At 56.6% G+C, this 22,574-nt stretch carries 24 protein-coding genes, 4 tRNA genes and 1 pseudogene; 17 read left to right on the top strand and 12 right to left on the bottom strand.

Annotated features, from left to right (window positions below):
• Window positions 1-5 precede the first annotated feature (5 nt).
• The 12 genes from truA to C4J92_RS17320 all read left to right on the top strand — a co-directional run bounded on the left by truA (window position 6) and on the right by C4J92_RS17320 (window position 9,538).
• Window positions 6-830: a tRNA pseudouridine(38-40) synthase TruA gene (gene truA / locus C4J92_RS17375; RefSeq protein ID WP_124405827.1), complete on the top strand. Its 825-nt coding sequence runs from the start codon at window positions 6-8 to the stop codon at window positions 828-830.
• Between the two features lie 64 nt (window positions 831-894).
• Window positions 895-1,527, top strand: coding sequence for a phosphoribosylanthranilate isomerase (locus tag C4J92_RS17370; RefSeq protein WP_124404720.1), 633 nt, complete (start codon window positions 895-897; stop codon window positions 1,525-1,527).
• A gap of 245 nt (window positions 1,528-1,772) precedes the next feature.
• Window positions 1,773-2,693, top strand: a complete 921-nt coding sequence (accD, locus tag C4J92_RS17365) for an acetyl-CoA carboxylase, carboxyltransferase subunit beta (protein WP_005789754.1) — start codon at window positions 1,773-1,775, stop codon at window positions 2,691-2,693.
• Window positions 2,690-3,997 (top strand): bifunctional tetrahydrofolate synthase/dihydrofolate synthase, encoded by a 1,308-nt coding sequence (gene folC / locus C4J92_RS17360; protein WP_124404719.1) that lies wholly within the window; start codon window positions 2,690-2,692, stop codon window positions 3,995-3,997. The genes accD and folC overlap by 4 nt, the downstream gene beginning before the upstream one ends.
• A complete protein-coding gene (locus C4J92_RS17355) occupies window positions 3,981-4,640 on the top strand; it encodes an SPOR domain-containing protein (RefSeq protein ID WP_124404718.1) in 660 nt (219 codons plus the stop codon). Before folC ends, C4J92_RS17355 begins: the two co-directional genes overlap by 17 nt.
• Window positions 4,641-4,888: 248 nt before the next feature.
• Entirely contained in the window at window positions 4,889-5,446 is a 558-nt protein-coding gene (locus tag C4J92_RS17350; protein WP_003192538.1) for a CvpA family protein, read from the top strand.
• A gap of 40 nt (window positions 5,447-5,486) precedes the next feature.
• Complete coding sequence (purF, locus tag C4J92_RS17345; protein WP_124363594.1) at window positions 5,487-6,992, top strand: amidophosphoribosyltransferase; 1,506 nt, start codon at window positions 5,487-5,489, stop codon at window positions 6,990-6,992.
• 66 nt (window positions 6,993-7,058) lie between these two features.
• Window positions 7,059-8,270, top strand: a complete 1,212-nt coding sequence (locus C4J92_RS17340; RefSeq protein WP_124363593.1) for an O-succinylhomoserine sulfhydrylase — start codon at window positions 7,059-7,061, stop codon at window positions 8,268-8,270.
• Window positions 8,271-8,281: 11 nt separating this feature from the next.
• Window positions 8,282-9,046, top strand: a complete 765-nt coding sequence (locus C4J92_RS17335; protein WP_124367667.1) for an SDR family oxidoreductase — start codon at window positions 8,282-8,284, stop codon at window positions 9,044-9,046.
• A gap of 100 nt (window positions 9,047-9,146) precedes the next feature.
• Window positions 9,147-9,222 (top strand) — tRNA-Val (locus C4J92_RS17330).
• A gap of 56 nt (window positions 9,223-9,278) precedes the next feature.
• A tRNA-Asp gene (locus C4J92_RS17325) sits at window positions 9,279-9,355 on the top strand.
• Window positions 9,356-9,461: 106 nt separating this feature from the next.
• A tRNA-Asp gene (locus C4J92_RS17320) sits at window positions 9,462-9,538 on the top strand.
• A 158-nt stretch (window positions 9,539-9,696) separates the two neighbouring features.
• On the opposite strand, the pseudogene C4J92_RS17315 reads toward C4J92_RS17320, so the two are convergent.
• Window positions 9,697-10,979, bottom strand: a pseudogene (locus tag C4J92_RS17315) (NAD(P)/FAD-dependent oxidoreductase).
• Window positions 10,980-11,163: 184 nt separating this feature from the next.
• Here C4J92_RS17315 and C4J92_RS17310 point away from each other — a divergent pair.
• Window positions 11,164-11,240, top strand: a tRNA-Val gene (locus C4J92_RS17310).
• A gap of 265 nt (window positions 11,241-11,505) precedes the next feature.
• Window positions 11,506-12,285, top strand: coding sequence for a hypothetical protein (locus C4J92_RS17305; RefSeq protein ID WP_124404717.1), 780 nt, complete (start codon window positions 11,506-11,508; stop codon window positions 12,283-12,285).
• Between the two features lie 339 nt (window positions 12,286-12,624).
• On the opposite strand, the gene C4J92_RS17300 is transcribed toward C4J92_RS17305, so the two are convergent.
• Together C4J92_RS17300 and C4J92_RS17295 are read right to left on the bottom strand one after the other, a co-directional pair.
• A complete protein-coding gene (locus C4J92_RS17300) occupies window positions 12,625-13,110 on the bottom strand; it encodes a hypothetical protein (RefSeq protein ID WP_124404716.1) in 486 nt (161 codons plus the stop codon).
• Between the two features lie 137 nt (window positions 13,111-13,247).
• Complete coding sequence (locus C4J92_RS17295; RefSeq protein ID WP_124404715.1) at window positions 13,248-13,937, bottom strand: hypothetical protein; 690 nt, start codon at window positions 13,935-13,937, stop codon at window positions 13,248-13,250.
• 105 nt (window positions 13,938-14,042) lie between these two features.
• Between C4J92_RS17295 and C4J92_RS17290 the strand changes: the two genes are divergently transcribed.
• Window positions 14,043-14,480 (top strand): hypothetical protein, encoded by a 438-nt coding sequence (locus tag C4J92_RS17290; protein ID WP_124404714.1) that lies wholly within the window; start codon window positions 14,043-14,045, stop codon window positions 14,478-14,480.
• 106 nt (window positions 14,481-14,586) lie between these two features.
• On the opposite strand, the gene C4J92_RS17285 is transcribed toward C4J92_RS17290, so the two are convergent.
• From C4J92_RS17285 to C4J92_RS17270, 4 genes are all read right to left on the bottom strand, one after another.
• Window positions 14,587-15,546 (bottom strand): hypothetical protein, encoded by a 960-nt coding sequence (locus C4J92_RS17285; protein WP_124404713.1) that lies wholly within the window; start codon window positions 15,544-15,546, stop codon window positions 14,587-14,589.
• Window positions 15,547-15,648: 102 nt separating this feature from the next.
• Window positions 15,649-16,275 carry a recombinase family protein gene (locus C4J92_RS17280; RefSeq protein WP_124404712.1) on the bottom strand — a complete coding sequence of 209 codons (627 nt, stop codon included), beginning with the start codon at window positions 16,273-16,275 and terminating at the stop codon, window positions 15,649-15,651.
• A gap of 133 nt (window positions 16,276-16,408) precedes the next feature.
• Window positions 16,409-16,624, bottom strand: a complete 216-nt coding sequence (locus C4J92_RS17275; RefSeq protein WP_122683194.1) for a hypothetical protein — start codon at window positions 16,622-16,624, stop codon at window positions 16,409-16,411.
• A gap of 49 nt (window positions 16,625-16,673) precedes the next feature.
• Entirely contained in the window at window positions 16,674-16,874 is a 201-nt protein-coding gene (locus C4J92_RS17270) for a helix-turn-helix domain-containing protein (RefSeq protein ID WP_241088507.1), read from the bottom strand.
• 131 nt (window positions 16,875-17,005) lie between these two features.
• Between C4J92_RS17270 and C4J92_RS17265 the strand changes: the two genes are divergently transcribed.
• Window positions 17,006-17,326 carry a hypothetical protein gene (locus C4J92_RS17265; RefSeq protein WP_122683193.1) on the top strand — a complete coding sequence of 107 codons (321 nt, stop codon included), beginning with the start codon at window positions 17,006-17,008 and terminating at the stop codon, window positions 17,324-17,326.
• A 57-nt stretch (window positions 17,327-17,383) separates the two neighbouring features.
• Window positions 17,384-17,692, top strand: a complete 309-nt coding sequence (locus C4J92_RS17260) for a hypothetical protein (protein WP_124404711.1) — start codon at window positions 17,384-17,386, stop codon at window positions 17,690-17,692.
• 486 nt (window positions 17,693-18,178) lie between these two features.
• Here C4J92_RS17260 and C4J92_RS17255 read toward each other — a convergent pair whose 3' ends face one another.
• The 5 genes from C4J92_RS17255 to C4J92_RS17235 form a co-directional block, all read right to left on the bottom strand.
• On the bottom strand, window positions 18,179-18,853 hold the full coding sequence (locus tag C4J92_RS17255; RefSeq protein ID WP_124404710.1) for a hypothetical protein: 675 nt from the start codon (window positions 18,851-18,853) through the stop codon (window positions 18,179-18,181).
• Window positions 18,854-18,949: 96 nt separating this feature from the next.
• Window positions 18,950-19,660, bottom strand: a complete 711-nt coding sequence (locus C4J92_RS17250; RefSeq protein WP_124404709.1) for a hypothetical protein — start codon at window positions 19,658-19,660, stop codon at window positions 18,950-18,952.
• A gap of 589 nt (window positions 19,661-20,249) precedes the next feature.
• On the bottom strand, window positions 20,250-21,206 hold the full coding sequence (locus tag C4J92_RS17245) for a site-specific integrase (protein ID WP_124404708.1): 957 nt from the start codon (window positions 21,204-21,206) through the stop codon (window positions 20,250-20,252).
• Between the two features lie 237 nt (window positions 21,207-21,443).
• Complete coding sequence (locus C4J92_RS17240) at window positions 21,444-21,731, bottom strand: type II toxin-antitoxin system RelE/ParE family toxin (RefSeq protein ID WP_124404707.1); 288 nt, start codon at window positions 21,729-21,731, stop codon at window positions 21,444-21,446.
• Window positions 21,721-22,008, bottom strand: a complete 288-nt coding sequence (locus tag C4J92_RS17235; RefSeq protein ID WP_124367663.1) for a type II toxin-antitoxin system Phd/YefM family antitoxin — start codon at window positions 22,006-22,008, stop codon at window positions 21,721-21,723. The genes C4J92_RS17240 and C4J92_RS17235 overlap by 11 nt, the downstream gene beginning before the upstream one ends.
• Window positions 22,009-22,574 lie beyond the last annotated feature (566 nt).

Here is a 22,574-nt window from a genome sequence, read left to right as displayed (position 1 = left end):
CCGAAATGGCGGCCGCAGGCTTTCACCGCATCGCCCTCGGCGTGGAATACAAAGGCTCGCGCTATCGCGGCTGGCAGCGCCAGGCCTCCGGCGTGCTGACGGTGCAGGAAACCCTGGAAAACGCTTTGTCGAAAGTCGCTGACTCGCCGGTGTCGCTGATGTGTGCCGGGCGTACCGACGCCGGCGTGCATGCCTGCGGCCAGGTGGTGCATTTCGACACCCAGGCCGAACGCTCGATGAAGGCGTGGGTGATGGGCGCCAATATCAATCTGCCCCACGACGTCAGCGTCACCTGGGCCAAGGTGATGCCGGCGCATTTTCATGCGCGCTTCAAGGCCATCGCCCGACGCTACCGCTATGTGATCTACAACGATCAGATTCGCCCGGCGCACCTGAACCAGGAAATCACCTGGAACCATCGCCCGCTGGATGCCGAGCGCATGGCCGAGGCCGCGCAGCATCTGGTGGGTGTGCATGATTTCAGCGCGTTCCGTGCCGGCCAATGCCAAGCCAAGTCGCCGATCAAGGAAGTCCACCATCTGCGCGTGACCCGGCATGGCAAGATGATTGTGCTGGATATCCGTGCCGGGGCGTTCCTGCACCATATGGTGCGCAACATTGCGGGCGTACTGATGACCATCGGCACCGGCGAGCGCCCGGTGGAATGGGCCAGGGAAGTGCTGCAAAGCCGCATCCGCCGCACCGGTGGGGTTACGGCCCATCCGTTCGGCCTGTATCTGGTGCAGGTGGAGTACCGCGACGAGTTCGAGCTGCCAGAGCGTTTTATCGGGCCACACTTCCTCACAGGTTTCAGTGAACTTGGCGGCTGACGCCTGGAAAAGCTTTTGTTACCATCCGGGACTTTCTCGGTTCAATCCCTGAGGTTTCTACGATATGTCAGCCGTTCGCAGCAAGATTTGCGGGATTACCCGCATCGAAGACGCGTTGGCGGCGGTCGAGGCGGGGGCGGATGCCATTGGCCTGGTGTTTTATGCCAAGAGCCCGCGGGCGGTGAATGTGTTGCAGGCGCGGGCCATCATCGCCGCGCTGCCGCCGTTCGTGACCACCGTGGGTTTGTTCGTTAACGCCAGCCGTTGTGAACTCAATGAAACCCTGGATGCCGTGCCGCTGGACATGCTGCAGTTTCATGGCGACGAAACCCCGGACGAATGCGACAGCTATCAGCGCCCCTATATCAAGGCGTTACGCGTCAAGGCCGGCGATGATATCGCCGCCGCCTGTGCCGCCTATGCGGGCGCGCGCGGGATTCTGCTGGACACCTACGTCGAAGGTGTTCCCGGCGGTACCGGAGAAGCCTTCGACTGGTCGCTGATCCCGGCGGGCCTGAGCAAGCCGGTCATCCTCGCCGGTGGGCTCAACCCGATGAATGTCGGCGCGGCCATCGAACAGGTCCGGCCGTATGCCGTGGATGTCAGCGGCGGGGTGGAGCAGGGCAAGGGCATCAAGGATCACCACAAGATTCGTGCATTCCTGCGGGCCGTGCGCAACAGCAGCGGTGCGATGTGACGGCTGGCAGTCTGCCGCCGTCCATAACTACCACTGTGTAAAACAGCACCGGCGCCGCCTGCGGGAGGCCCGGAAACGAAGTGGCAACCCTGCGCTGGCAGGTTGTCTGGAAGGCTGAGGATGCAGGCGGGAAATGGCTGGTCGAACCTCTGACCCCGTCCCGCCGGCCTCATCGCCACATATGAATTTAGCTCAAGGGCATACGCGGGGCTGTGTTCAAGCCACCGGTACTGGAGAAAGAAAGCATGAGCAACTGGTTAGTAGACAAACTGATCCCTTCGATCATGCGTTCCGAGGTGAAGAAAAGCTCGGTTCCTGAAGGTCTGTGGCACAAGTGCCCATCCTGCGACGCGGTGCTGTACCGCCCGGAGCTGGAAAAGACCTTGGACGTTTGCCCCAAGTGCAACCACCACATGCGTATTGGCGCACGCGCCCGTATCGACATCTTCCTCGACGCCGACGGCCGCAACGAGCTGGGCGCTGACCTGGAGCCGGTCGACCGCCTCAAGTTCCGCGACAGCAAGAAGTACAAGGACCGTCTGGTCGGTGCGCAGAAGCAGACCGGCGAGAAAGACGCGCTGATCTCCGTCAGCGGTAAGCTGCTGGGCATGCCGGTGGTGGTTTCGGCGTTCGAGTTCTCCTTCATGGGCGGCTCCATGGGTGCCATCGTCGGCGAGCGTTTCGTGCGCGCCGCCAACTATGCCCTGGAAAACCGCTGCCCGATGATCTGCTTCGCCGCCTCCGGTGGCGCGCGTATGCAGGAAGCGTTGATTTCCCTGATGCAAATGGCCAAGACCTCGGCGGTACTGGCGCGTCTGCGCGAAGAAGGCATTCCGTTCATCTCGGTACTGACCGACCCGGTCTACGGCGGCGTTTCCGCCAGCCTGGCGATGCTCGGCGATGTGATCGTCGGTGAGCCAAAAGCCCTGATCGGCTTTGCCGGCCCGCGCGTCATCGAGCAGACCGTGCGTGAAAAATTGCCGGAAGGTTTCCAGCGCAGCGAGTTCCTGCTGGAACACGGCGCCATCGACCTGATCATCCCGCGCGGTGAGCTGCGCCCACGCCTGGGTAACCTGCTGGCGCAAATGATGGGGCTGCCGACGCCGGTCTACGTCGCCCCTAAGGTCGAGCCGATCGTCGTGCCACCGGTGCCAGCAAACCTATGACCCAACGTACCCTGGGCGAATGGCTCGCCTACCTTGAGCAGTTGCATCCGTCCGCCATCGACATGGGCCTGGAGCGCTCGCAACAGGTAGCGGCCCGCCTTGGGTTGGGGCGGCCGGCACCGCGTGTGATCACGGTCACCGGCACCAACGGCAAAGGCTCCACCTGTGCCTTTGTCGCGGCGCTGCTGCAGGCCCAAGGGCTGAACGTCGGCGTCTACAGCTCGCCGCACCTGCTGCGTTACAACGAGCGGGTGCAGCTCAATGGCCGCGAAGCGACCGACGAGCAGCTCTGCGAAGCCTTCGCCGCCCTCGATGCAGGGCGTGGCGAGATTTCCCTGACTTATTTCGAGATGGGCACCCTGGCGGCGTTGTGGCTGTTCGAGCGTGCGCAACTCGATGTCGTCGTCTTGGAAGTGGGCCTTGGCGGGCGTCTGGACACGGTCAACGTGGTGGATGCGGACATGGCGCTGGTCACCAGTATCGGCGTCGACCATGTCGATTACCTGGGTGACACCCGTGAATCCGTGGCATACGAAAAGGCCGGGATCTTTCGCCAGGGCAAGCCTGCCTTGTGCGGCGATCTTGACCCGCCGCAACCCTTGCTGGACAAGGTGCGTGAGCTCGACTGCCCGTTCTTCCTACGCGGGCGCGACTTCAATCTGGAGATCGGCGATCAGCATTGGCAATGGTCCGGGCGCGATGCGCGGGGCCAGCCGGTAGTGTTACGCGATTTGCCGCTGCTGAACCTGCCGATGGAGAATGCCGCGCTGGCGCTGCAAGCCTATCTGCTGCTGGATCTGCCGTGGAATGCCGGGCAAATAGCCGCAACCCTGCTGGCAACGCGCATAGTAGGGCGTCTGGATCGACGTGCCGTGGAGTGGCAGGGCAAGCGCCTGAACCTGCTGCTGGATGTGGGCCATAACCCTCACGCCGCTGAGTATCTGGCGCAGCGCTTGGCGCGCACGCCGCCGTCCGGCCGCCGCCTGGCGGTGTTTGGCCTGCTGGCCGACAAGGATCTCGACGGCGTGCTTGCGCCGTTGCTGAGCGGGGTTCAGTCCTGGGCCGTCGCGCCGCTGGATACGCCACGTAGCCGTCCGGCAGTTGAGCTGGAAACTGCCTTGCAGAACCTTGGTGCGTCGGTGACGTCGTATGCAAGCATCACCGCGGCCCTCGAGGCGCAGTGTGCGGTGGCGACGGCCGAGGACGAGGTTCTGTTGTTCGGATCATTTTATTGTGTTGCCGAGGCGCTCGAATGGCTGGCCCGGCGCTCCACGGAGGAAGCTGCACATGGCATTACTGGATAGCGCATACAAGCAGCGAATGGTCGGAGCCCTGGTGTTGGTGGCGTTGGCGGTGATTTTTTTGCCGATGCTGTTTTCCCGTCAGGACGAGCAGCGCCAAGTGCTCGTCGAGGCTCCGGCTGCGCCCCAGGCACCGGTGGTGCCTCAGGTCCAGGTCGAGCCGGTGGTGGTGCCTGAGCCGCAGGCGCTGCCTGAAGAAGAGCCGGTGCCGAGCGACGAAGAGGTCGCCGCGCAACAGGCGCCGTCCATGCCGGTGCAGCCAAGCGTGCCGGTGGTCAAGCCGGCACCCGCTCCGGCTGTTGCCGCCAAGCCCGCGACGCCAGCGCCTGCGCCCAAACCGGTAGCGCCACAGCCTGCCGCGCCGGGCAAGCCGGACGTAGGCCAGAGCCGTATCGACCCGAATGGCTTGCCGATCAGCTGGTCGATTCAAGTGGCCAGCCTGGGCAACCGCGAAGGCGCCGACGCCTTGCAGAAAAAGCTGCGCGCCCAAGGGTACAACGCCTACATCCGCAGCGCCGACGGCAAGAACCGCGTGTTTATCGGGCCGCTGATCGAGCGCGCCGAAGCGGATCGCCTGCGGGATCTACTGGACCGTCAGCAGAACCTCAAGGGTTTCGTCACTCGTTTTCAGCCTGAGCGCGGCTGATTTCGAGACTTGAAATGCAGTCAAGTGTGGGAGGGGGCTATCCTCCCGATAGCGGTGGGTCAGCCAGTACATCTGGCACTGAACCACCGCCATCGGGGGCAAGCCCCCTCCCACATTGGTTTTCAGCGGTCTTGAAATACCATTCGCACTGCCCAATCTATTGATTTGCAAGGCACCCGCAATCACCGCTTACCGATAGCCCGGCGCTCTGCTAAAATGCGCCGCCTTATCCGTACGTAGGCTGCACTGTGCCATTTACCTGGGTTGATTGGGCGATCGTTGCAATCGTCGCCATCTCCGCTTTGATCAGTCTGAGCCGCGGCTTCGTAAAAGAAGCACTGTCGTTGCTGACCTGGATCATCGCAGGAGTCGTAGCCTGGATGTTCGGTGGTTCACTGTCGGTCTACCTGGCCGGGTACATAGAGACACCCTCGGCTCGCGTCATCGCGGGCTGCGCCATCATGTTCATCGCCACGCTGCTGGTGGGGGCAATGGTCAATTATCTTATTGGCGAGTTGATACGTGTCACCGGCCTTTCCGGGACCGATCGATTTCTCGGCATGGCCTTCGGCGCCGCGCGCGGCGCGTTGCTGGTGGTCGTGGCGGTCGGGCTGTTGAGCCTGGGGCCGGTACAGCAGGATTCGTGGTGGCAGGAGTCGGTGCTCGTGCCAAAATTTCTATTGGTTGCAGACTGGTCCAAGAACCTCATATTGGGGTGGAGCAGTCAGTGGCTGGCCAGCGGAATCAGCGTACCCGCTGATCTTCCGTTCAAGGAACATCTCTTGCCGGCCAAAACGCCTCAGTAAGAGTGTTCAGTCAAGATCCATTAAGTAGGGGTTGCGTCGCATGTGTGGCATCGTCGGTATCGTCGGTAAGTCGAACGTCAATCAGGCGCTGTATGACGCGCTAACCGTCCTCCAGCACCGCGGCCAGGACGCTGCCGGTATTGTGACCAGCCACGACGGCCGGTTATTCCTGCGCAAGGACAATGGCCTGGTGCGCGACGTGTTCCATCAGCGTCACATGCAGCGCCTGGTCGGTCACATGGGCATTGGCCATGTGCGTTACCCAACCGCCGGTAGCTCGACGTCGGCCGAAGCTCAGCCGTTCTACGTCAACTCGCCTTACGGCATTACCCTGGCGCACAACGGTAACCTGACCAACGTTGAGCAACTGGCCAAGGAGATCTACGAATCTGACCTGCGCCACGTCAACACCAGCTCCGACTCGGAAGTGCTGCTCAACGTGTTCGCCCATGAGCTGGCCCAGCGCGGCAAGCTGCAGCCCACCGAAGAAGACGTGTTTGCCGCCGTAATCGACGTGCATAACCGTTGCGTGGGTGGTTATGCCGTCGTGGCGATGATCACCGGTTATGGCATCGTCGGGTTCCGTGACCCGCACGGCATCCGCCCGATCGTGTTCGGCCAGCGCCACACCGACGAAGGCGTCGAGTACATGATCGCCTCCGAAAGCGTGTCCCTGGATGTACTGGGCTTCACCCTGATTCGCGACCTGGCGCCGGGCGAAGCGGTGTACATCACCGAAGACGGCAAGCTGCACACCCGCCAGTGCGCCGTTGCGCCGAAACTTACCCCGTGCATCTTCGAACACGTCTATCTGGCGCGTCCGGATTCGATCATCGACGGCGTTTCGGTGTACAAGGCGCGCCTGCGCATGGGTGAGAAGCTGGCCGAGAAGATCCTGCGCGAGCGTCCCGAGCACGACATCGACGTGGTGATCCCGATCCCGGACACCAGCCGTACCGCCGCGCTGGAACTGGCCAACCACCTGGGCGTCAAGTTCCGCGAAGGCTTCGTCAAGAACCGCTACATCGGCCGTACCTTCATCATGCCCGGCCAGGCGGCACGCAAGAAGTCGGTGCGCCAGAAGCTCAACGCCATCGAGTTGGAGTTTCGTGGCAAGAACGTGATGCTGGTGGATGACTCCATCGTGCGCGGCACCACGTGCAAGCAGATCATCCAGATGGCCCGTGAAGCCGGTGCGAAGAACGTGTACTTCTGTTCTGCCGCGCCTGCCGTGCGCTACCCGAACGTGTACGGTATCGACATGCCGAGCGCCCACGAACTGATCGCCCACAATCGTTCGACCCAGGACGTGGCCGACCTGATCGGTGCCGACTGGTTGATCTACCAGGACCTGCCTGACCTGATCGAAGCGGTCGGCGGCGGCAAGATCAAGATTGACCAGTTCGACTGCGCCGTGTTCGACGGCAAGTACGTGACCGGTGACGTCGATGAGGCCTACCTGAACAAGATCGAGCAGGCGCGCAACGACTCGTCGAAGATCAAGACCCAGGCGGTCAGCGCGATCATCGATCTGTACAACAACTGAGTGAACACCGGCCCTGAGGGGCCGGTTTTGTATCTTAAATAAAGAATTCGAGTAAGGAGTCGCAGCATGAGTCAGGAATGGGATGCCGGTCGTTTGGACAGCGACCTCGATGGCGTAGCTTTCGATACCCTGGCTGTGCGCGCCGGCCAGCACCGTACCCCGGAAGGGGAGCACGGTGATCCGATGTTCTTCACCTCCAGTTATGTATTCCGCACGGCGGCCGACGCTGCTGCGCGTTTTGCCGGTGAAGTGCCGGGCAACGTCTACTCGCGCTACACCAACCCGACCGTGCGTGCGTTCGAAGAGCGTATCGCCGCCCTGGAGGGGGCTGAGCAGGCGGTGGCCACGGCGACCGGCATGGCTGCGATCCTGGCGGTGGTGATGAGCCTGTGCAGCGCTGGCGACCATGTGCTGGTATCGCGCAGCGTGTTCGGTTCGACCATCAGCCTGTTCGAGAAGTATTTCAAGCGCTTCGGTATCGAAGTGGACTACGTGCCCCTGGCGGATCTGTCTGGCTGGGAGGCGGCGATCAAGGCCAATACCAAGCTGCTGTTCGTTGAGTCGCCGTCCAACCCGCTGGCTGAACTGGTGGATATCGCCGCGCTGGCCGAAGTGGCGCACGCCAAGGGCGCGATGCTGGTTGTCGACAACTGCTTCTGCACCCCGGCTCTGCAACAGCCGTTGAAGTTGGGCGCGGACATCGTGGTGCATTCGGCCACCAAGTTCATCGACGGCCAGGGCCGTTGCATGGGCGGTGTGGTGGCCGGTCGCAGCGAGCAGATGAAGGAAGTGGTGGGCTTCCTGCGCACCGCCGGGCCGACCCTGAGCCCGTTCAACGCGTGGATTTTCCTCAAAGGCCTGGAAACCCTCAGCCTGCGCATGAAGGCCCATTGCGCCAACGCCCAGGCGCTGGCCGAGTGGCTGGAGCAGCAGGACGGGATCGAGAAAGTGCATTACGCCGGCCTCAAGAGCCACCCGCAGCACGCATTGGCGCAGCGCCAGCAGCGCGGGTTCGGCGCGGTAGTGAGTTTCGAAGTGAAGGGTGGCAAAGAAGGCGCCTGGCGCTTTATTGATGCCACGCGCCTGATCTCGATCACCGCTAACCTGGGTGACAGCAAAACCACCATCACGCACCCGAGCACCACCTCCCATGGGCGCCTGGCGCCGCAGGAGCGCGAAGCGGCAGGCATCCGTGACAGTCTGATTCGCATCGCGGTCGGGCTGGAGGATGTGGCTGACTTGCAGGCCGACCTGGCCCGCGGGCTGGCGGCCTTGTGATCGAGTGGTCCATGGAGGCCGCAACGGCCAGTAACGGGCGCGTTGCGTTGGTGACCGGCGCAGCGCGGGGCATTGGCCTCGGGATTGCGGCGTGGCTGATCAGCGAAGGCTGGCAGGTGGTGTTGACCGACCTGGACCGCGAGCGCGGCTCCAAGGTGTCCAAGGTGCTGGGCGAGAATGCCTGGTTTATCAGCATGGACGTGGCCGACGAGAAGCAAGTGGCTCAAGGTGTCGCTGAGGTATTGGGGCAATTTGGGCGCCTGGATGCGTTGGTGTGCAATGCGGCGGTGGCCGATCCGCGCAATATCACCCTGGAAAGCCTCGACCTGGCGTACTGGAACCGCGTACTGGCGGTGAACCTCAGTGGGCCGATGCTGCTGGCCAAGCACTGCGCGCCGTACCTGCGCGCCCACGGTGGCGCTATCGTCAACCTGGCCTCGACACGGGCGCGCCAATCGGAGCCGGACACCGAAGCGTATGCGGCGAGCAAGGGTGGCCTGCTGGCGCTGACTCACGCGTTGGCGATGAGCCTGGGCCCGGAAGTGCGGGTCAATGCGGTCAGCCCTGGCTGGATCGATGCGCGTGATCCCGCTGCGCGGCGTGCCGAGCCGCTCACCGATGCCGATCACGCTCAGCATCCGGCGGGCCGGGTAGGCACGGTGGAGGACGTAGCAGCCATGGTGGCGTGGTTACTGTCGCGCCAGGCCGGGTTTGTCACCGGGCAGGAGTTCGTGGTGGACGGTGGCATGAGCAAGAAGATGATTTACAGCGAGTAGGGCGGTCTTGAAGCATTTTTGTCTTTTTCAGAAAAACTTCAAGCGGGCTATTGACTTAGGTCCGCTACCTGCGTAAATTTCGCGGCCTCAACGAAGCAAAGGGTGATTAGCTCAGCTGGGAGAGCATCTGCCTTACAAGCAGAGGGTCGGCGGTTCGATCCCGTCATCACCCACCACTTCTTGAGAGTTTTGCCCTTGTGGCAAGACGCAACGTTAAAGGTTGCACCGACGCGCAGCGGTAGTTCAGTCGGTTAGAATACCGGCCTGTCACGCCGGGGGTCGCGGGTTCGAGTCCCGTCCGCTGCGCCATATTTTCCAGGTCCGATGTGTCGGGCTTGAGATTGAACAGCGAAAGCTGATCAGTCAGATGTTTAAAGGTGATTGAGGGGTTTAGCCTCAGTCAGCCAAGCGATACGCAGCGGTAGTTCAGTCGGTTAGAATACCGGCCTGTCACGCCGGGGGTCGCGGGTTCGAGTCCCGTCCGCTGCGCCATATCTGCCTCAAGGCCCGCTGAACGCCTTGAAGCACAAAGAAAGCCATTGGCTGACTTTGATCCGATAGCAAAGACCCTGGTCGAAAGACCGGGGTTTTTTGTGTCTGCGATTTGGCTTTCCAGGCAAGGAGCCGGCGAACCGGCTCCCCGTTGTGCGTCAAAAGCCCAGCTTATCCCGCAGCCCGTAATACCACGCGCCCATTGCGGCAAACGGCGTGCGCAAGAGCTGTCCGCCGGGGAAGGGGTAGTGAGGCAGGTCGGCAAACGCATCGAAGCGTTCTGCCTGGCCTCTCAGGGCTTCGGCCAATACCTTGCCCGCCAGATGCGTATAGGTCACGCCATGGCCGCTGCAGCCCTGAGAGTAATAGATGTTATCGCCGAGGCGGCCCACCTGGGGTAAGCGCGACAAGGTCAGCAGGAAATTGCCGGTCCAGGCGTAGTCGATCTTTACGTCCTTGAGCTGTGGAAAGGCCTTGAGCATTTTTGGCCGGATGATCGCTTCGATATTCGCCGGGTCCCGCGCGCCATACACCACGCCGCCGCCGAAAATCAGGCGTTTGTCGCTGGTGAGGCGGTAATAATCGAGCAGGTAGTTACAGTCTTCGACACAGTAGTCTTGCGGCAGCAACGTCCTGGCCAATTCATCGCCCAAGGGGCGGTAGTGATCACTTGGGTGCCGCACGGCATTGATTTCGCCGCCAGCTCCGGCACCAGGTTGCCCAGGTAGGCATTCCCCGCGACGATGATGAACTTGGCTCTAACTTTACCTTCGGCGGTATGCACCACCGGATTGGCGCCACGCTCAATGCGCACCGCTGCCGATTGCTCATAGATTGTGCCACCGAGGGACTCAACGGCTGCCGCCTCACCCAAGGCCAAGTTGAGCGGGTGAATATGCCCGCCGCTCATGTCCAGCAGGCCGCCTACATAGTTGTCACAAGCCACTACTTCGCGGATACGGCGCTCGTCCAGCAGTTCCAGTTGTGTATGGCCGTAGCGTTCCCACAGGCGCTTCTGTGATTCCAGGTGGCCCATGTGCTTGCTGTTAAGGGCGGCGAACACACCGCCGTCCTTCAAGTCGCACTGGATCTGATACTTGGCCACGCGCTCACGAATGATCCTGCCGCCCTCGAATGCCATCTCACCCAGCAACTGCGCCTGCTTGGGCCCGACGCTGCGCTCGATGACATCGATGTCGCGGCTGTAGCTATTGACGATCTGCCCGCCATTACGGCCGGACGCACCAAAACCTACCTTGGCGGCTTCCAGCACCGTCACGCGAAAACCGTTCTCGAGCAGAAACAGCGCGCTGGACAGGCCGGTATAACCGGCACCGATCACACAGACATCGGTTTCGATCTCACCTTGCAGCACCGGACGCGGCGGAACCGCGTTCGCGGAGGCGGCGTAATAGGACTGGGGGTAGGGGGTGTTCGCCATCCTGGAACCTCTGTTTTATATTTTTTACGAGTGCGGCGATCCTACCTGAGTTGAAAATTGCCTGCCAGCCACCCGTAAATCGCGGGCGCGTCGCCCGCGAATAAAAAATTCGCATATTCATAGGCTTAGCTGCAAAAAAGATGTTGACACCCCTACGGAATTCCGTAGAATGCCGCCTCACAGCAGGCACGTAGCTCAGTTGGTTAGAGCACCACCTTGACATGGTGGGGGTCGTTGGTTCGAGTCCAATCGCGCCTACCAAACAAAATCCGCTCTGCTGGGCGGTCTAGAAGGGCTCACCGAAAGGTGAGCCCTTTTTTGTTGCCTGGAATTCATGCAGAACGTTCACAAAATATCGCGTTCGTTCACACTGAGCAATGTGCACGGCGATTCAGGTTGCAAGTATGAAAGAGGTTGGGGCGGAGTACGGTGGTAAATCACTGGTCCCTGATTAAGCCAGTGATTTGGCAGCCAGCTACTGTAAATAGGTAAGCTCCACTCGCACCTCCTTCAGGTATGGACGGCCATGGGCATTTTCGATATTGACGATTTCCTTGCACGAGCAAAGATTTTCATCGACGCAGGAGACGAGAATTCATTACGCCACGCTTGCCTTGAGATGCGGCTGGCACTTGAACGTATTGTCTATCAGAAGCTTGGGCAAGTTGGCCCTAAATTGCCTCCTTCCATCTTCCGAAAATGGCAACCAGACAAAGCATTGAAGATGCTTCGCAGCTTTGAGCCAAAAGCCGATCTGGACATGTCAATCGCGTTTACTGGCCCGGACGGCGTTTCATTCCCCATTGGCGACTACAAGATGTTTTCGGTCGAGTGGCTCAACAAGCATTACCAGAAGTTAAGCAGTTTCCTGCACGCGCCCGCCCTTGCTGATACACGGAATCTGAAGTTAACTCCGGCCGTTGTTCAAGGATTTCTGAACGAGATCGAACGTGTTGCGTCAGCAACGGTGGTGTTGTCGATAAACAAAATCGATACGTTCACTTGCGGTGTTTGCGGAAAAGACATGTACGCAAGCCAATCTCAGGTTGAAGCCAGTGCCACGGTCGAATGCCCATGGTGCTGCAATAAACACCTCGTTAGGTGTGAAGACGAAGACACGTACATAATCGAGCCATCGAACCTGTGTATCGCGCCTTGCATGAAATGCAAGAGTCCAATGGCGATAGAGCATCTCGAAGTGAACGACAGGAAGGCGTGCTGGAGCTGCGGGCAACTGCATCATTTTGACTGGGGGTATACGATGATCCCGTCAGGCTCGGAAACCGCAAGTAAAATAGAGAAATAGGGAAAACCGCTTTCCTGGAATCCTATTTCTCCGCCGGAAAAAGGGTGGGGCTGTATGGTTTGCCAAATTCCCCGCAAAAAATAAAGCGGCGTCTGCTGGCGTTTCCAGTATTACGTAAGGGAAAATAATAGGGGCTGATAGTGGGTTAGGTTTGAGTACGAGAGGCGCTAAGCACGCCACGAGTAGGTCAAATGGCAATCTGCGGGAAATAGAAATAAGTTGGGTGGCTCTGAAGCTCTACGAGCTTCAGAACGAGACTTTGAAGGCGAGTATCGGGACCCTGATAATGGCCCGCACTCGCTCCTACGAGCGTTACTGCTCACGTTCTGGAGCCGCTTATTAGTTCGCATGTCTGTCAGCCAGTTGCTGTGCTGCGTCTAACGCGAATTGAAGGACGTTTGCGGCCTCTGTGAAGGCTTCTGGGTCATCCGTACCTTCGTAGATGATTCCGCCCTCTATGACGTCCTGTACGACGCTATCGACGTACTGATAGAAGCTAACAACCAACTGAGCATCCTTTGGCGCGAGGTAGCCAAGTTTCCCAAGATTGGCGACGTAGACCCTGCAATAGTGCTGTGGGATTCGTACCTGCAATGAGGCTTCTGAGCGTTCTTCTTCAGGCGTTTCGAGTAACTGGTTTCCCATTTCGGTTAGACCTGCGTAGTAGCCTCGTTCTACGGCAATTTTCCTTAGTGCCAACACTTCAGCAACGATAGCCACGCGAACGCTTGTACGTTCCTGCCAGCGTTGCCAAAACCACCCACCGACTGCTACTAAAGCGGTGAGAAGCAGGCCTGCGGTGCTGATGATTTCACTGGTTTGCATTGCATTCTTATCCTTGTGCTAGATGCTGGCAGAGCCGAGGGGGAGGGGCTGTGACGCACGACGTGTATTCGAAAGGTGCAAGACTGAGAAGAAGCTTGTGGCAGTTTCCAACTGCCCGCCCTAGATGTAAATGGCGGTTAATTCGCCTCGCAGTCGGGGCAGACGTGTTCGTTCAACTCCTGACCTAGCTCCAGAATCCGGCGATACACGCTATACGTTTCTTCAAGCAAATCGTGTCCCCAGCAGCGTGGGAACTCCATCTCCGGTTCCTTCGAACTGAACGTATACGAGAATTTCTCTACTCGTAGGCCACTCACTCCCTCTTCAAAGGACACGCTTGGTTTACTCTCTAACAGACGACGGTGCTTAGAGATGTTGCTAAACGCTGCAAGGTAGCGAAACCAGTAAGATGAATTCAGCGCCAGCATACCTTGCTTCAGAGCTGATTCCGGCAGCTTGTCTGCAACCCTGCCGAAGGTGGAATCGCGCTCAGGTAAAGGTATTGGCATAGCCAATGTATTTGCTAGCTGGGCAAAAATGTCAGCGTAGTTTCGCACGGTGTGGATCGTGGCAATGATGTTTGCTTCATGAGCGAGAGCTGCCCTACTGAAATCAGGCTCAAAGCTCATCATGGCAACAAACATTTTGTAGTTGTTGTCATCCGGCTGCTTAAACTCTGCGAATGCGTCCCTTGCCAGTCGAGCGTGGTATTGGACGATCAGGGCTGAGCGGCTAAGCGACTTCGGTATCTCGGCGGTCTGGCTATCCTCAGGCCGAGTTGTCTCAATCCATTCCTGAAGTTGCCTCAGCTTCCATGTGGTTGTCATGCACCAGCTCCGTTCTTTGGGTCAGGAAGCGTATCACTGCTTAGAATGTTGAAGCTTTTTCTCGTCGTCCTCAAAGAAATACTCCTGCCACCGAAGGAATCAAATATGACCTCAGAGCTTCACATTGCAGACCAGATATCGCTCAAGGCAGTGGAAGAGTCCACTAAGCTCGACCAGTTCCTGTTGGGTGCCACAGTGGCTATCTGCGCGTACCTTGCACAAAACAACGTATACAGTCCGATCGGATTGAATCGCAGCACGGCGATGATTGGCTGTATGTTGATCTTCGCTGCGAGCGCGGCACTTGGATTCATGCGGATGAACATTGTCGTAAGGGTGTTCCACGAGAACGCCAAGCTAGCTGCCGCGAGCAAATCTGAGAAGAAAAACCATTTAGACGAATGTCAGCGGCTATTGTGGTGGGGCAAGTGGTACGGCCACATACGCAACGTTTTACTCTTCGCAGGGCTGGCAGCTTTCATAGCGGCTAAAGTGGGGGCTTCCTATTACTGCCAAGGCTGCATGCCTCGCCTTCCTGCCTGAAATCGCGGAGTACCTTTGTCCGATGTGAGCGTGCGGAATCATCCTGACATTGGGCTGACTTCAGCATTGTTTGACTGGTGGCCAAGTCAAGAGATGCCACCGTGACTCAAGCATTTAACTCAAGGCTATGTATCATTCGGGTATTGACTGCGGATTTGACATAGCTGACATCTGCCCTTCCAAGAATGGCAACCAGAAGCCGACAAACTAATGCCTGCATTTGCAGCGGAACGTTGCAGGGATTCACATCAGGCTTGTTACCGCCGTAAATCGAAAATCCAAGTGGCTCATTAAAAAATATAGCTTCGTGGATGGTATTGTTACGAACGATTGATAGGGATGAGGGATCAGCTATGGTGCTCTCTGCCCATTTGGGTACGGGGATGTCGAATTTTTCACACATCCACTGGATTCGCCCGGCATGAGGCTGATTGAATTTCGGTCCTTCCTTGACTGCCACCAGTCTGAAACAGGCATCTAATGCCATGTAGAGATACTGAAACTGCTCAAAGGGAAGATTCTGGGGATATTGTGCTAAGAACAATGCGTGGATGACCGCAGTAACCCTCTTGAGTGCCGACGGATCGCCACGCTCCAGTTCTAGGAAATCGAGTGCCAATTGGATAGCGTCGGTTACGGTGCAGCGGCGAAGGGAGAAGTCAACGAGCTTCCCTGGTTTGATAGGGGTTGCGTCAAGAAAGCCTGCCTCTGTTGTCGTTAGGCGCATGCCAGTGAAGAAGGACAGGCACCAGACGACGAAATCGATATCGTCTTTACTCTCGCTTCTGTGCAGTGTCAGGACATGCGTCTTGGGTAGTCCGAAGATGCGAGCACTATAGGGCAGTGACCGGATATGTCCGCTCATTATGTCCCGTTGCTGTTGTGCTCCCGGATAGAGCCAGTCCTTGATGACGTTTACGTCTCCGATGATTGCGGCTACTTTCGCTTCATGCCCTGAGAGAGTCAGAATGGAAAACTGATTCGTTTCCATGTCGCAATGTATCGGGTAATAGCCGAGCTCTGCGGAAATCCCGCCTGTTGACGCTTGGTGTGGTTGTCCGGTCATAGCACTAACGGCCTCATGCAATTCTGGATTCACTCAAAAGTTAAATCGAAGTGCTTCTATCATACATGCGGCTGAATTAGTCCGCCCTTCAAGCTGGTCCATTCATGCGACTTCCGTTTCTCGCTTTATCCGGTAAACGGTGGCAACGCCACAGTCAGCCAGCTTGGCAATTTGATCAGCAGACATTGTTGGATGCTTCCGCATCAGCGCCTGTACCTCAGCCCACTTGGCAGCGTTCCTGCCTTTACCTGTTGGCTTCCACTCAGGATTAGCGGCACGCTTGTTCTCCAGTCCTTGCTTGATGCGTTCCACACGTTTCTCTTGATCCAGTCGTGCCATGGTTGCCATCAGATCGATCAGCATGTTGTTGATCACGTCCATGATTTGCCCGGTGATTCCTTTGGCTTCAACCAGCATGTGACTGGTAGGCAGATCAGCTACAACCAGACGCAATCCCTTGGCCTTGATAGTAGCCTTGAGCGTGTCCCAGTCAGTCTGTGAGAGGCGACTCAGGCGGTCTACAGACTCAACCAATAGCACGTCTCCACTCTCGGCCGTATCGAGCAAGGAAAGCAACTCAGGACGGTTGAGCTTGGTCCCACTGATGTTCTCCGCATACACGCCAACGGTACTCAAACCCTTTTCGACAGCGAACAACTCCAGGGCGACTTTTGCACGGTTGGCGTCTTGGTCTTTCGTTGATGCACGAAGGTAGAGGTGAGCATTCAAGGTGGACTATCCTTTGATCTTAGATTAGATAGATAAATGATAATTGAATCTTATGTCTATCTGCAATAGGTATTTGATAGTGATAGGCGAGTGGCTATCGAACTACCAGTTACGTCTACTTCTTTGATAGCGGTCATTGCCGTAGTTTGAGAATTCCAGCTGTGATGGCGGATGCGTTCGTATCAAGGGTCTCCAGCGCGGCGACGGCGTGATCATGGGCTTCGATTGAACCATTGGCTCTAGCCCATAGAGCTACTTCTTCAATTGCAGCGGCTAACGCGTATTGGTTTTGCAGCAGAAGGGTTAGCACGTCCGCTGTGGCTATGTGGGCATCTGTGTTGTCTGGCATGACGGTCATCCTTGAGTGTTAATCAGAGATTTTCAAAACCAGTTGCTCCCTATTGTCCCAATTCCTCCTCCACTAGGAGAATCAGCGTGGACGGGCTGCACTTCAAAGCACTGGCTAGCTTGAATAAGACAGCAATCGTAGGTTGATTGACGCCCCTCTCGATCAGACTGACGTAATTCCGTTGCACGTCGGCTTCCAGTGCCAACTGTTCTTGGGTAACGCCCGCTTCGCGTCTTTTCTGTCGTAGCACACGCCCAAAGGCCACCCCGATCTCCAATGCAATCACTCCACGCTAGTGAGCGGGCACTGTCGTGGTTGAGCATCAGCAGGTCTTCACAATATACTGTGAATTAACGCTCTAACAATCAAAGGAATCACTTGATGAACACCAACTCTCGCTTGCTATGCCTGCTATCACTTCTCGCATCTACCGCCGCCGTGGCTGACACCTACCCAAAGCGAACGCTCGTTGCTGGTTCGATGGTTTGTTACAAGGCCGGTGACTGGACAAAGATGGTGGAGGCGTCGCTTGATCAGGACGAAGATGAGGCTGAACGCTTGATCGGCTCGGGGAAGTGCCGAACGATCTCAACAGCGACCAAGGTCAAGTTCATTGAAGGCCCCAAGGACGGCGACAAGTCTGCACTGATCCAGCTACCCAGCGGGAAAACCGCCATGACAGCGAATGGTTGGCTACGTTGATTTTTATACTCAATGAGCCGATAGGCACACCAACCACTGACCGAGTTAGGGCGAGGCATGAACGAAAAGCTGTTTGTACTGGCAACGCAGAAAAAGAAAACTAATCACATCCTACACCTGCTGATGTGTATCCCCACTTGCGGGTTGTGGCTCTTCATCTGGGGCGTCACCATGCGGAGCAATGATGCACACAATAGGAGGCTCGACAAGCAAATCAATCAGATTATGCACTACAAGACCCAAGGCTTGAGTGATGCAAGTACTTACCAACAGATCAAGAATGACCAATTGAACTCTGATGTCTATCAAGGGCGGGTGGTATTTGTGATTCTGGTTGTTGTGTTCCTCTACTTCTACCTGCGGTAACTGTTAAGCACATAAAGCGGAGCTTTGAGCATGATACCTTCCCAGCTCCGCTGAAGTGTGTTCGCAGCAAAGGGTATGTACCGAAAACGTCAGTTTTCAACAGTGCTCAGCTGCGGCGTGACCGCCGACGTTCCTTCCTATGTACTTCAGTAACGAAAAAGATTACACAAACCCAGCTCTTCGCTTGATCTTCTTTTGTTGGTGCAGAAAGAGCACCGTAGGTGTTCAAGGTTGATACGACAGGCTTGCCTGTCAGTAGTCATCTCTCTTTTAAGTTGCTTGGTATTATCTATTTTTTATTCTGGATACTTTTCAAGTGGATCAGCTTTGAACGGACGTTCGAGAGGTATCAATCTCAGTCGTACCGACTGGAGGTAGTCCATTCAATGTGCGAATGTTTCGCCTTCTATTATATCCGAGCGTAAATCCCTCGTCGTGAAATCCTCTTCCAAAGGTCGTTCGCTTCTCTCTCTTATCCGAGCGTAATTAAAAACCAGCCAATTCTTGCAGGACATCCGCACTATCAGCATCATACGACTCTGCAAAATCAACTTCGTACTGGAGCTGCTGGAGTACATTCGGATTGCGTTCAAGATAGAGTTCCATTCCGCCAATGGCTAGTCGGGCACACTGACAGACTCTACGTGCTTGTTGGTCGCTTATGGTGCGCAATCCTTCAAGGCGAATCACGCGCTTCACAACCTCAACACTTATCTCATCCAGCAGGCAAGTCCGTAGTACGTGTGATGGGCTCACGTTCAGTTTGCCGTTACTGACAAGACCTACTGTAGCGCACCCACCAAAGACAAAATCGTCCATCCATCCACGATGTTCAGTGTGGGCTACCTTTAACAAGCTGGCGATCCGGTTGGATTTCACTTTGGGCTTTGGCCCGCGTTTAGCTCGTTGGGCGTCAAGGTCAATCACGCCATCTGGCAAACCTTCCACTTGAGCTTCGGTAACGTCGGAGCGTGGCGCCGGATCAAGCTCAAAGTTCAGGTATACCGCTGAGGTCTTGCAGGCCTGGGGCGATGGGTAATCGTAGGGAGCTGGGGCTAGGGCTAGGGAATGGGTGGTGTAGCTTCCCAGCACTTGGCCTGTGGCTGGGTCAACAATGAATCCGTCGATGTTGTGCGTGCGCATACGTGCGATGTGTTGCATGGGTCGTTCTCCTGTTCAATTCAATTCTTCATAGGCATGTGCCTCGTTAGTAGTGGTTGCCGCAGGCGTAGACCTGCGGTGGTACTTGGGGGTAAATCAGTCGCGGATGTGGGCCGACAGGTTCTTCAGTCTGCTAATGACTCTCTCGTCAATCAGTCCGTCATAGAATTCGGCCAACTCTTGTCCATACGATTGTCTTGCCTGCTTGTAAGCTTCGAAGGCCGCAATAGGGGTATCGAAGTGGCCAAGGTCTTTCGCACTGCCATACCTTGAAATCCGGGCAACAAAGCCTGATCCGCTGGAGTGGACGTATATGCCACGCGGGAGTCTTGCTCGCAGTTTTCGAGAACCCTTGAAAATCAGGTTGAGGCTCTTTGGGACTACCGTGCAGTGCTCGGGTGAGTACGTTGTGTTCAGCGGGTCCAAAATGTCTTTGTCCAGCTCGGCGTCAGCCTCGAACGCGTAGGGCTGCATGGAGTACCACGCGGCAAACTCCTGATAGTCATGCCACTTGATGCAGACACTGCACCCTTCATAGGCAGCGGCCTTCTTGGGGCCGTAAGAGCGCCGCATCATGTTGGACCAAGTTTTGTGTGGGGTGCCCTTGCCTGTCTTGAAGTAGGGCATACCCATAGCCTTACGTCGATCCCGACTGTTATAGCCGACGCCATAGGTCAACTTCTTATTATCCTTAGGTGCTCCGAACAGCGGCAGTTCTTCCCCGAGGGTGTAGTCGAGGCGGACGCCTGCCAATTGTGGCAGTACGTAGATGGTCCTAACACGGTCATGCATGAAATATTGGTTCATTGATACCTCCATAGTTTGAATTTTTGGCGAAAAAAAACCGACACGTTGGTCGGCATCATCGACAGCATTTCTCTCTATAGAGGAGTAAATGAACTCAGCTTTCGGATGTCGTCGACCTCGAGGTTGGTTTTGCTTTCATTGCAATGGTCATGGCTATTTCTCATGGTTGCATTGACCGTCGGTGGTGGTCAGCCAGTTTGCAGACAAAGCAATACCGATCATCTGGCACTGAATGGGCGCTAGATGTATTCGGCATGTTTGTCTGATTTACGAATTGTCTCTCAAACTGCCCTAAGTTGTCAAGCGATAGTTGCTGCGCGTGCCAGTGGAATGATGTAGGCGTGTCGTACTACCTAGGTTTGACCTTCTCTAAATCCAGTCCGTCAGAAACTGGTTTCTGGTGGGAGAGAAAGCGCCCGGCTTAGTTCAGACAGCCATGTAAGCCCATAAATACTGGACGGAACGACCAGTTGATACTAAGAGCGTGACGAATTCAGTGCGGGTTATGTTTGGGTTTATCGATGGTTTCTAATGAGTTTCGAGGCCGCCAATCCTTTAGGTAATCGAGGCTGGCAGCCCATGTGGCTACTTAATCAATAAGGTGCAGCACATCTCTGACGTTCAAGTGAGAATATCGTGCGACGGACCGAGTATCCCTGTGTCCTGAGACGATCATGATCTGAGCATTGTTGAATCCTTTCTTCGCCACGTTGGTGATGCGCGTGTGCCTGAGTTGGTGCAGCCTGACGCTGCTATCAAGTCCAGCCTTTACACGTGCCAGACGCACAGCCTGTGATACTGCGTGTGGAGTGACATTGAAGAGTATGCCGTGTGGGTAGCGTTCAACAGTGGCACACAGTTGGGCGAGTTCAAGAATCTCGACGGCTCGGTGGGTGAGGGGGACGGACCGTGTGCCGTTCTTCCCATCGATCACATCGGCAATGCGATCCTTGAGATGCAGGCAGTCTTTGGTCAGTTTCAGGATTTCAGAGCGCCGCATGGCAGTCTCATATGCCAGTTCAACGATGAGCTTCATTGTTGGAGAAAGCTTCGCCAGTAATCGCTCAAGCTCGCTTGCACGTACCACCTTGTCTGAAGACCGGTCAGGTTTGGGAAGTGCAATGTCACTGACAGGATTATGAATGTCGATCAACAACCCTCGTTTGGCGAATCGGTAGAAGCGGGACATAAATGCGAGCTGCGTCCTGCACGTGGACGGCTTGACCTTCTTCAGTCGCATGATCTTGAAGTCATTGATCATCTGCGGCGTGACTTCATGAATAGGCTGGGTGAAATGCCTGCCTAGGTGCTCAACGATCTTTAGGGCGTGGTTGTAGCTGCCTTTACCCTTGAGCATGGTTTCGCAGTAAATCATCCCGAGCGTATAGATGGTGTGGTGCTTGCGATCCAATGTCACAGCTTCGATTTGTTTCGCCCATGACTCTGCTTCGACCTTGGTGCTGAAGGTTTTCGACTGGGGAGATTTGCCTTTAACCCGCACCTGAGCATTCCAGTTGCCGGACGGGAGTAAGCGGAAATTTGCCATTGTTGACGCCTCATAGATGTGAATGGGCGTTCTGTGAAGTCCAAGAGCACCAGGGCTAGGAGCCTGCTCCTAGCAGACCTTGACATGGTGGGGGTCGTTGGTTCGAGTCCAATCGCGCCTACCAAACAAAATCCGCTCTGCTGGGCGGTCTAGAGGGGTCATCGGAAACGGTGACCCCTTTTTTGCTTTCTGCGATTTGCAAAACTTTTGCAAAAGGAGCAGACGTATTGCACGCATCTATCGTCTCCCCGCCTGCTCATACACCGAACTGCGCTCACGTTTACCGACGGCTAACACGAGGATGACAATTCGCTCATCTTCGACCCGGTACACCAGTCGGTAGCCCGCGCCGCGCAATTTGATTTTGTAGCAATCCTTCATGCCGTGAAGCGCATCACCTGGCACGCGCGGTCCGGTCTGCCGTTCCTGGAGTTTTTTCAAAAACTGCAGGCGGACTGTACCATCGAGCTTTCGCAGTTCTTTCAGCGCCTTCGGATCCCACTCGACGTTGTACTCATTGGCCATTGGCGATATCTGCCTCGGCCTCGCCAATAAGATCGTCGAGCGATACTTGAACCGGTGTTTCGTTGGCGTCGAGCCGAGCTTTTACCAGTTGGACTAATTCCAGTTCGTCCAGGCGTTCGACCATTGCTTCGTAAACGTTGGCAGGGACCATGTAACCCACAACGCGATTGTGGTTCAGCACAGCCACAGGCAAGCCGTTGGCGCCGCTCAAGACGGAGGAAGGGTTCTTCTTGAGTTCGGATACGCTGACGGCTACATCAGCCAGGATGTTTTGCATAAATAAGACTCCTTTACAGGTCGTTATTCTGGTCTTTTTATGCGTAAGCTGCAAACGCTCGGAGTCCAAGCTCTGCTGGACGGTCTGGACTTCGGGCAATACCTTGCCAAAGTGACACCTGGCGGCGCACTCGAGGGCTACGCGTCTCGATCAACAGAAAAGCGTAGCCACCGACAGCAGGCAAATAATCTGGACCACCATCTGGCAACGTATTTCGCCAATTGCTGTCGCCATACTGCTCATGTGACCGGCATACATAGCTGGAGCCCTCATTGTCGGCAATCGCACCGTGGATGATCCGCAGGACCATCATGGCTGAGTATAGGGCCAATCCCGATTCTCTCCAGTTGCCGGGGCCAGCGCTGCCAATATCGACAAAATTTATTGGTCTGCAGCAACAGTTTTTCTTGTTGGACACCTCCCACCTCAAGGCAGCAAAGTTGCCGCCACTGCTCGACCTTCCGGGTCAACAATAAAAAAACCGAGCCGACTGCACGCCACTTTCATGCTGTGAGCCCTTTGCTCACATCCTGCTGTAATGGCGCCGCAGCGCGCACTAAAGGACC

The organism is Pseudomonas sp. R3-18-08, from assembly GCF_003852065.1.
Lineage (GTDB): Bacteria > Pseudomonadota > Gammaproteobacteria > Pseudomonadales > Pseudomonadaceae > Aquipseudomonas.
This window is presented reverse-complemented; position numbering and strand designations above follow the sequence as displayed.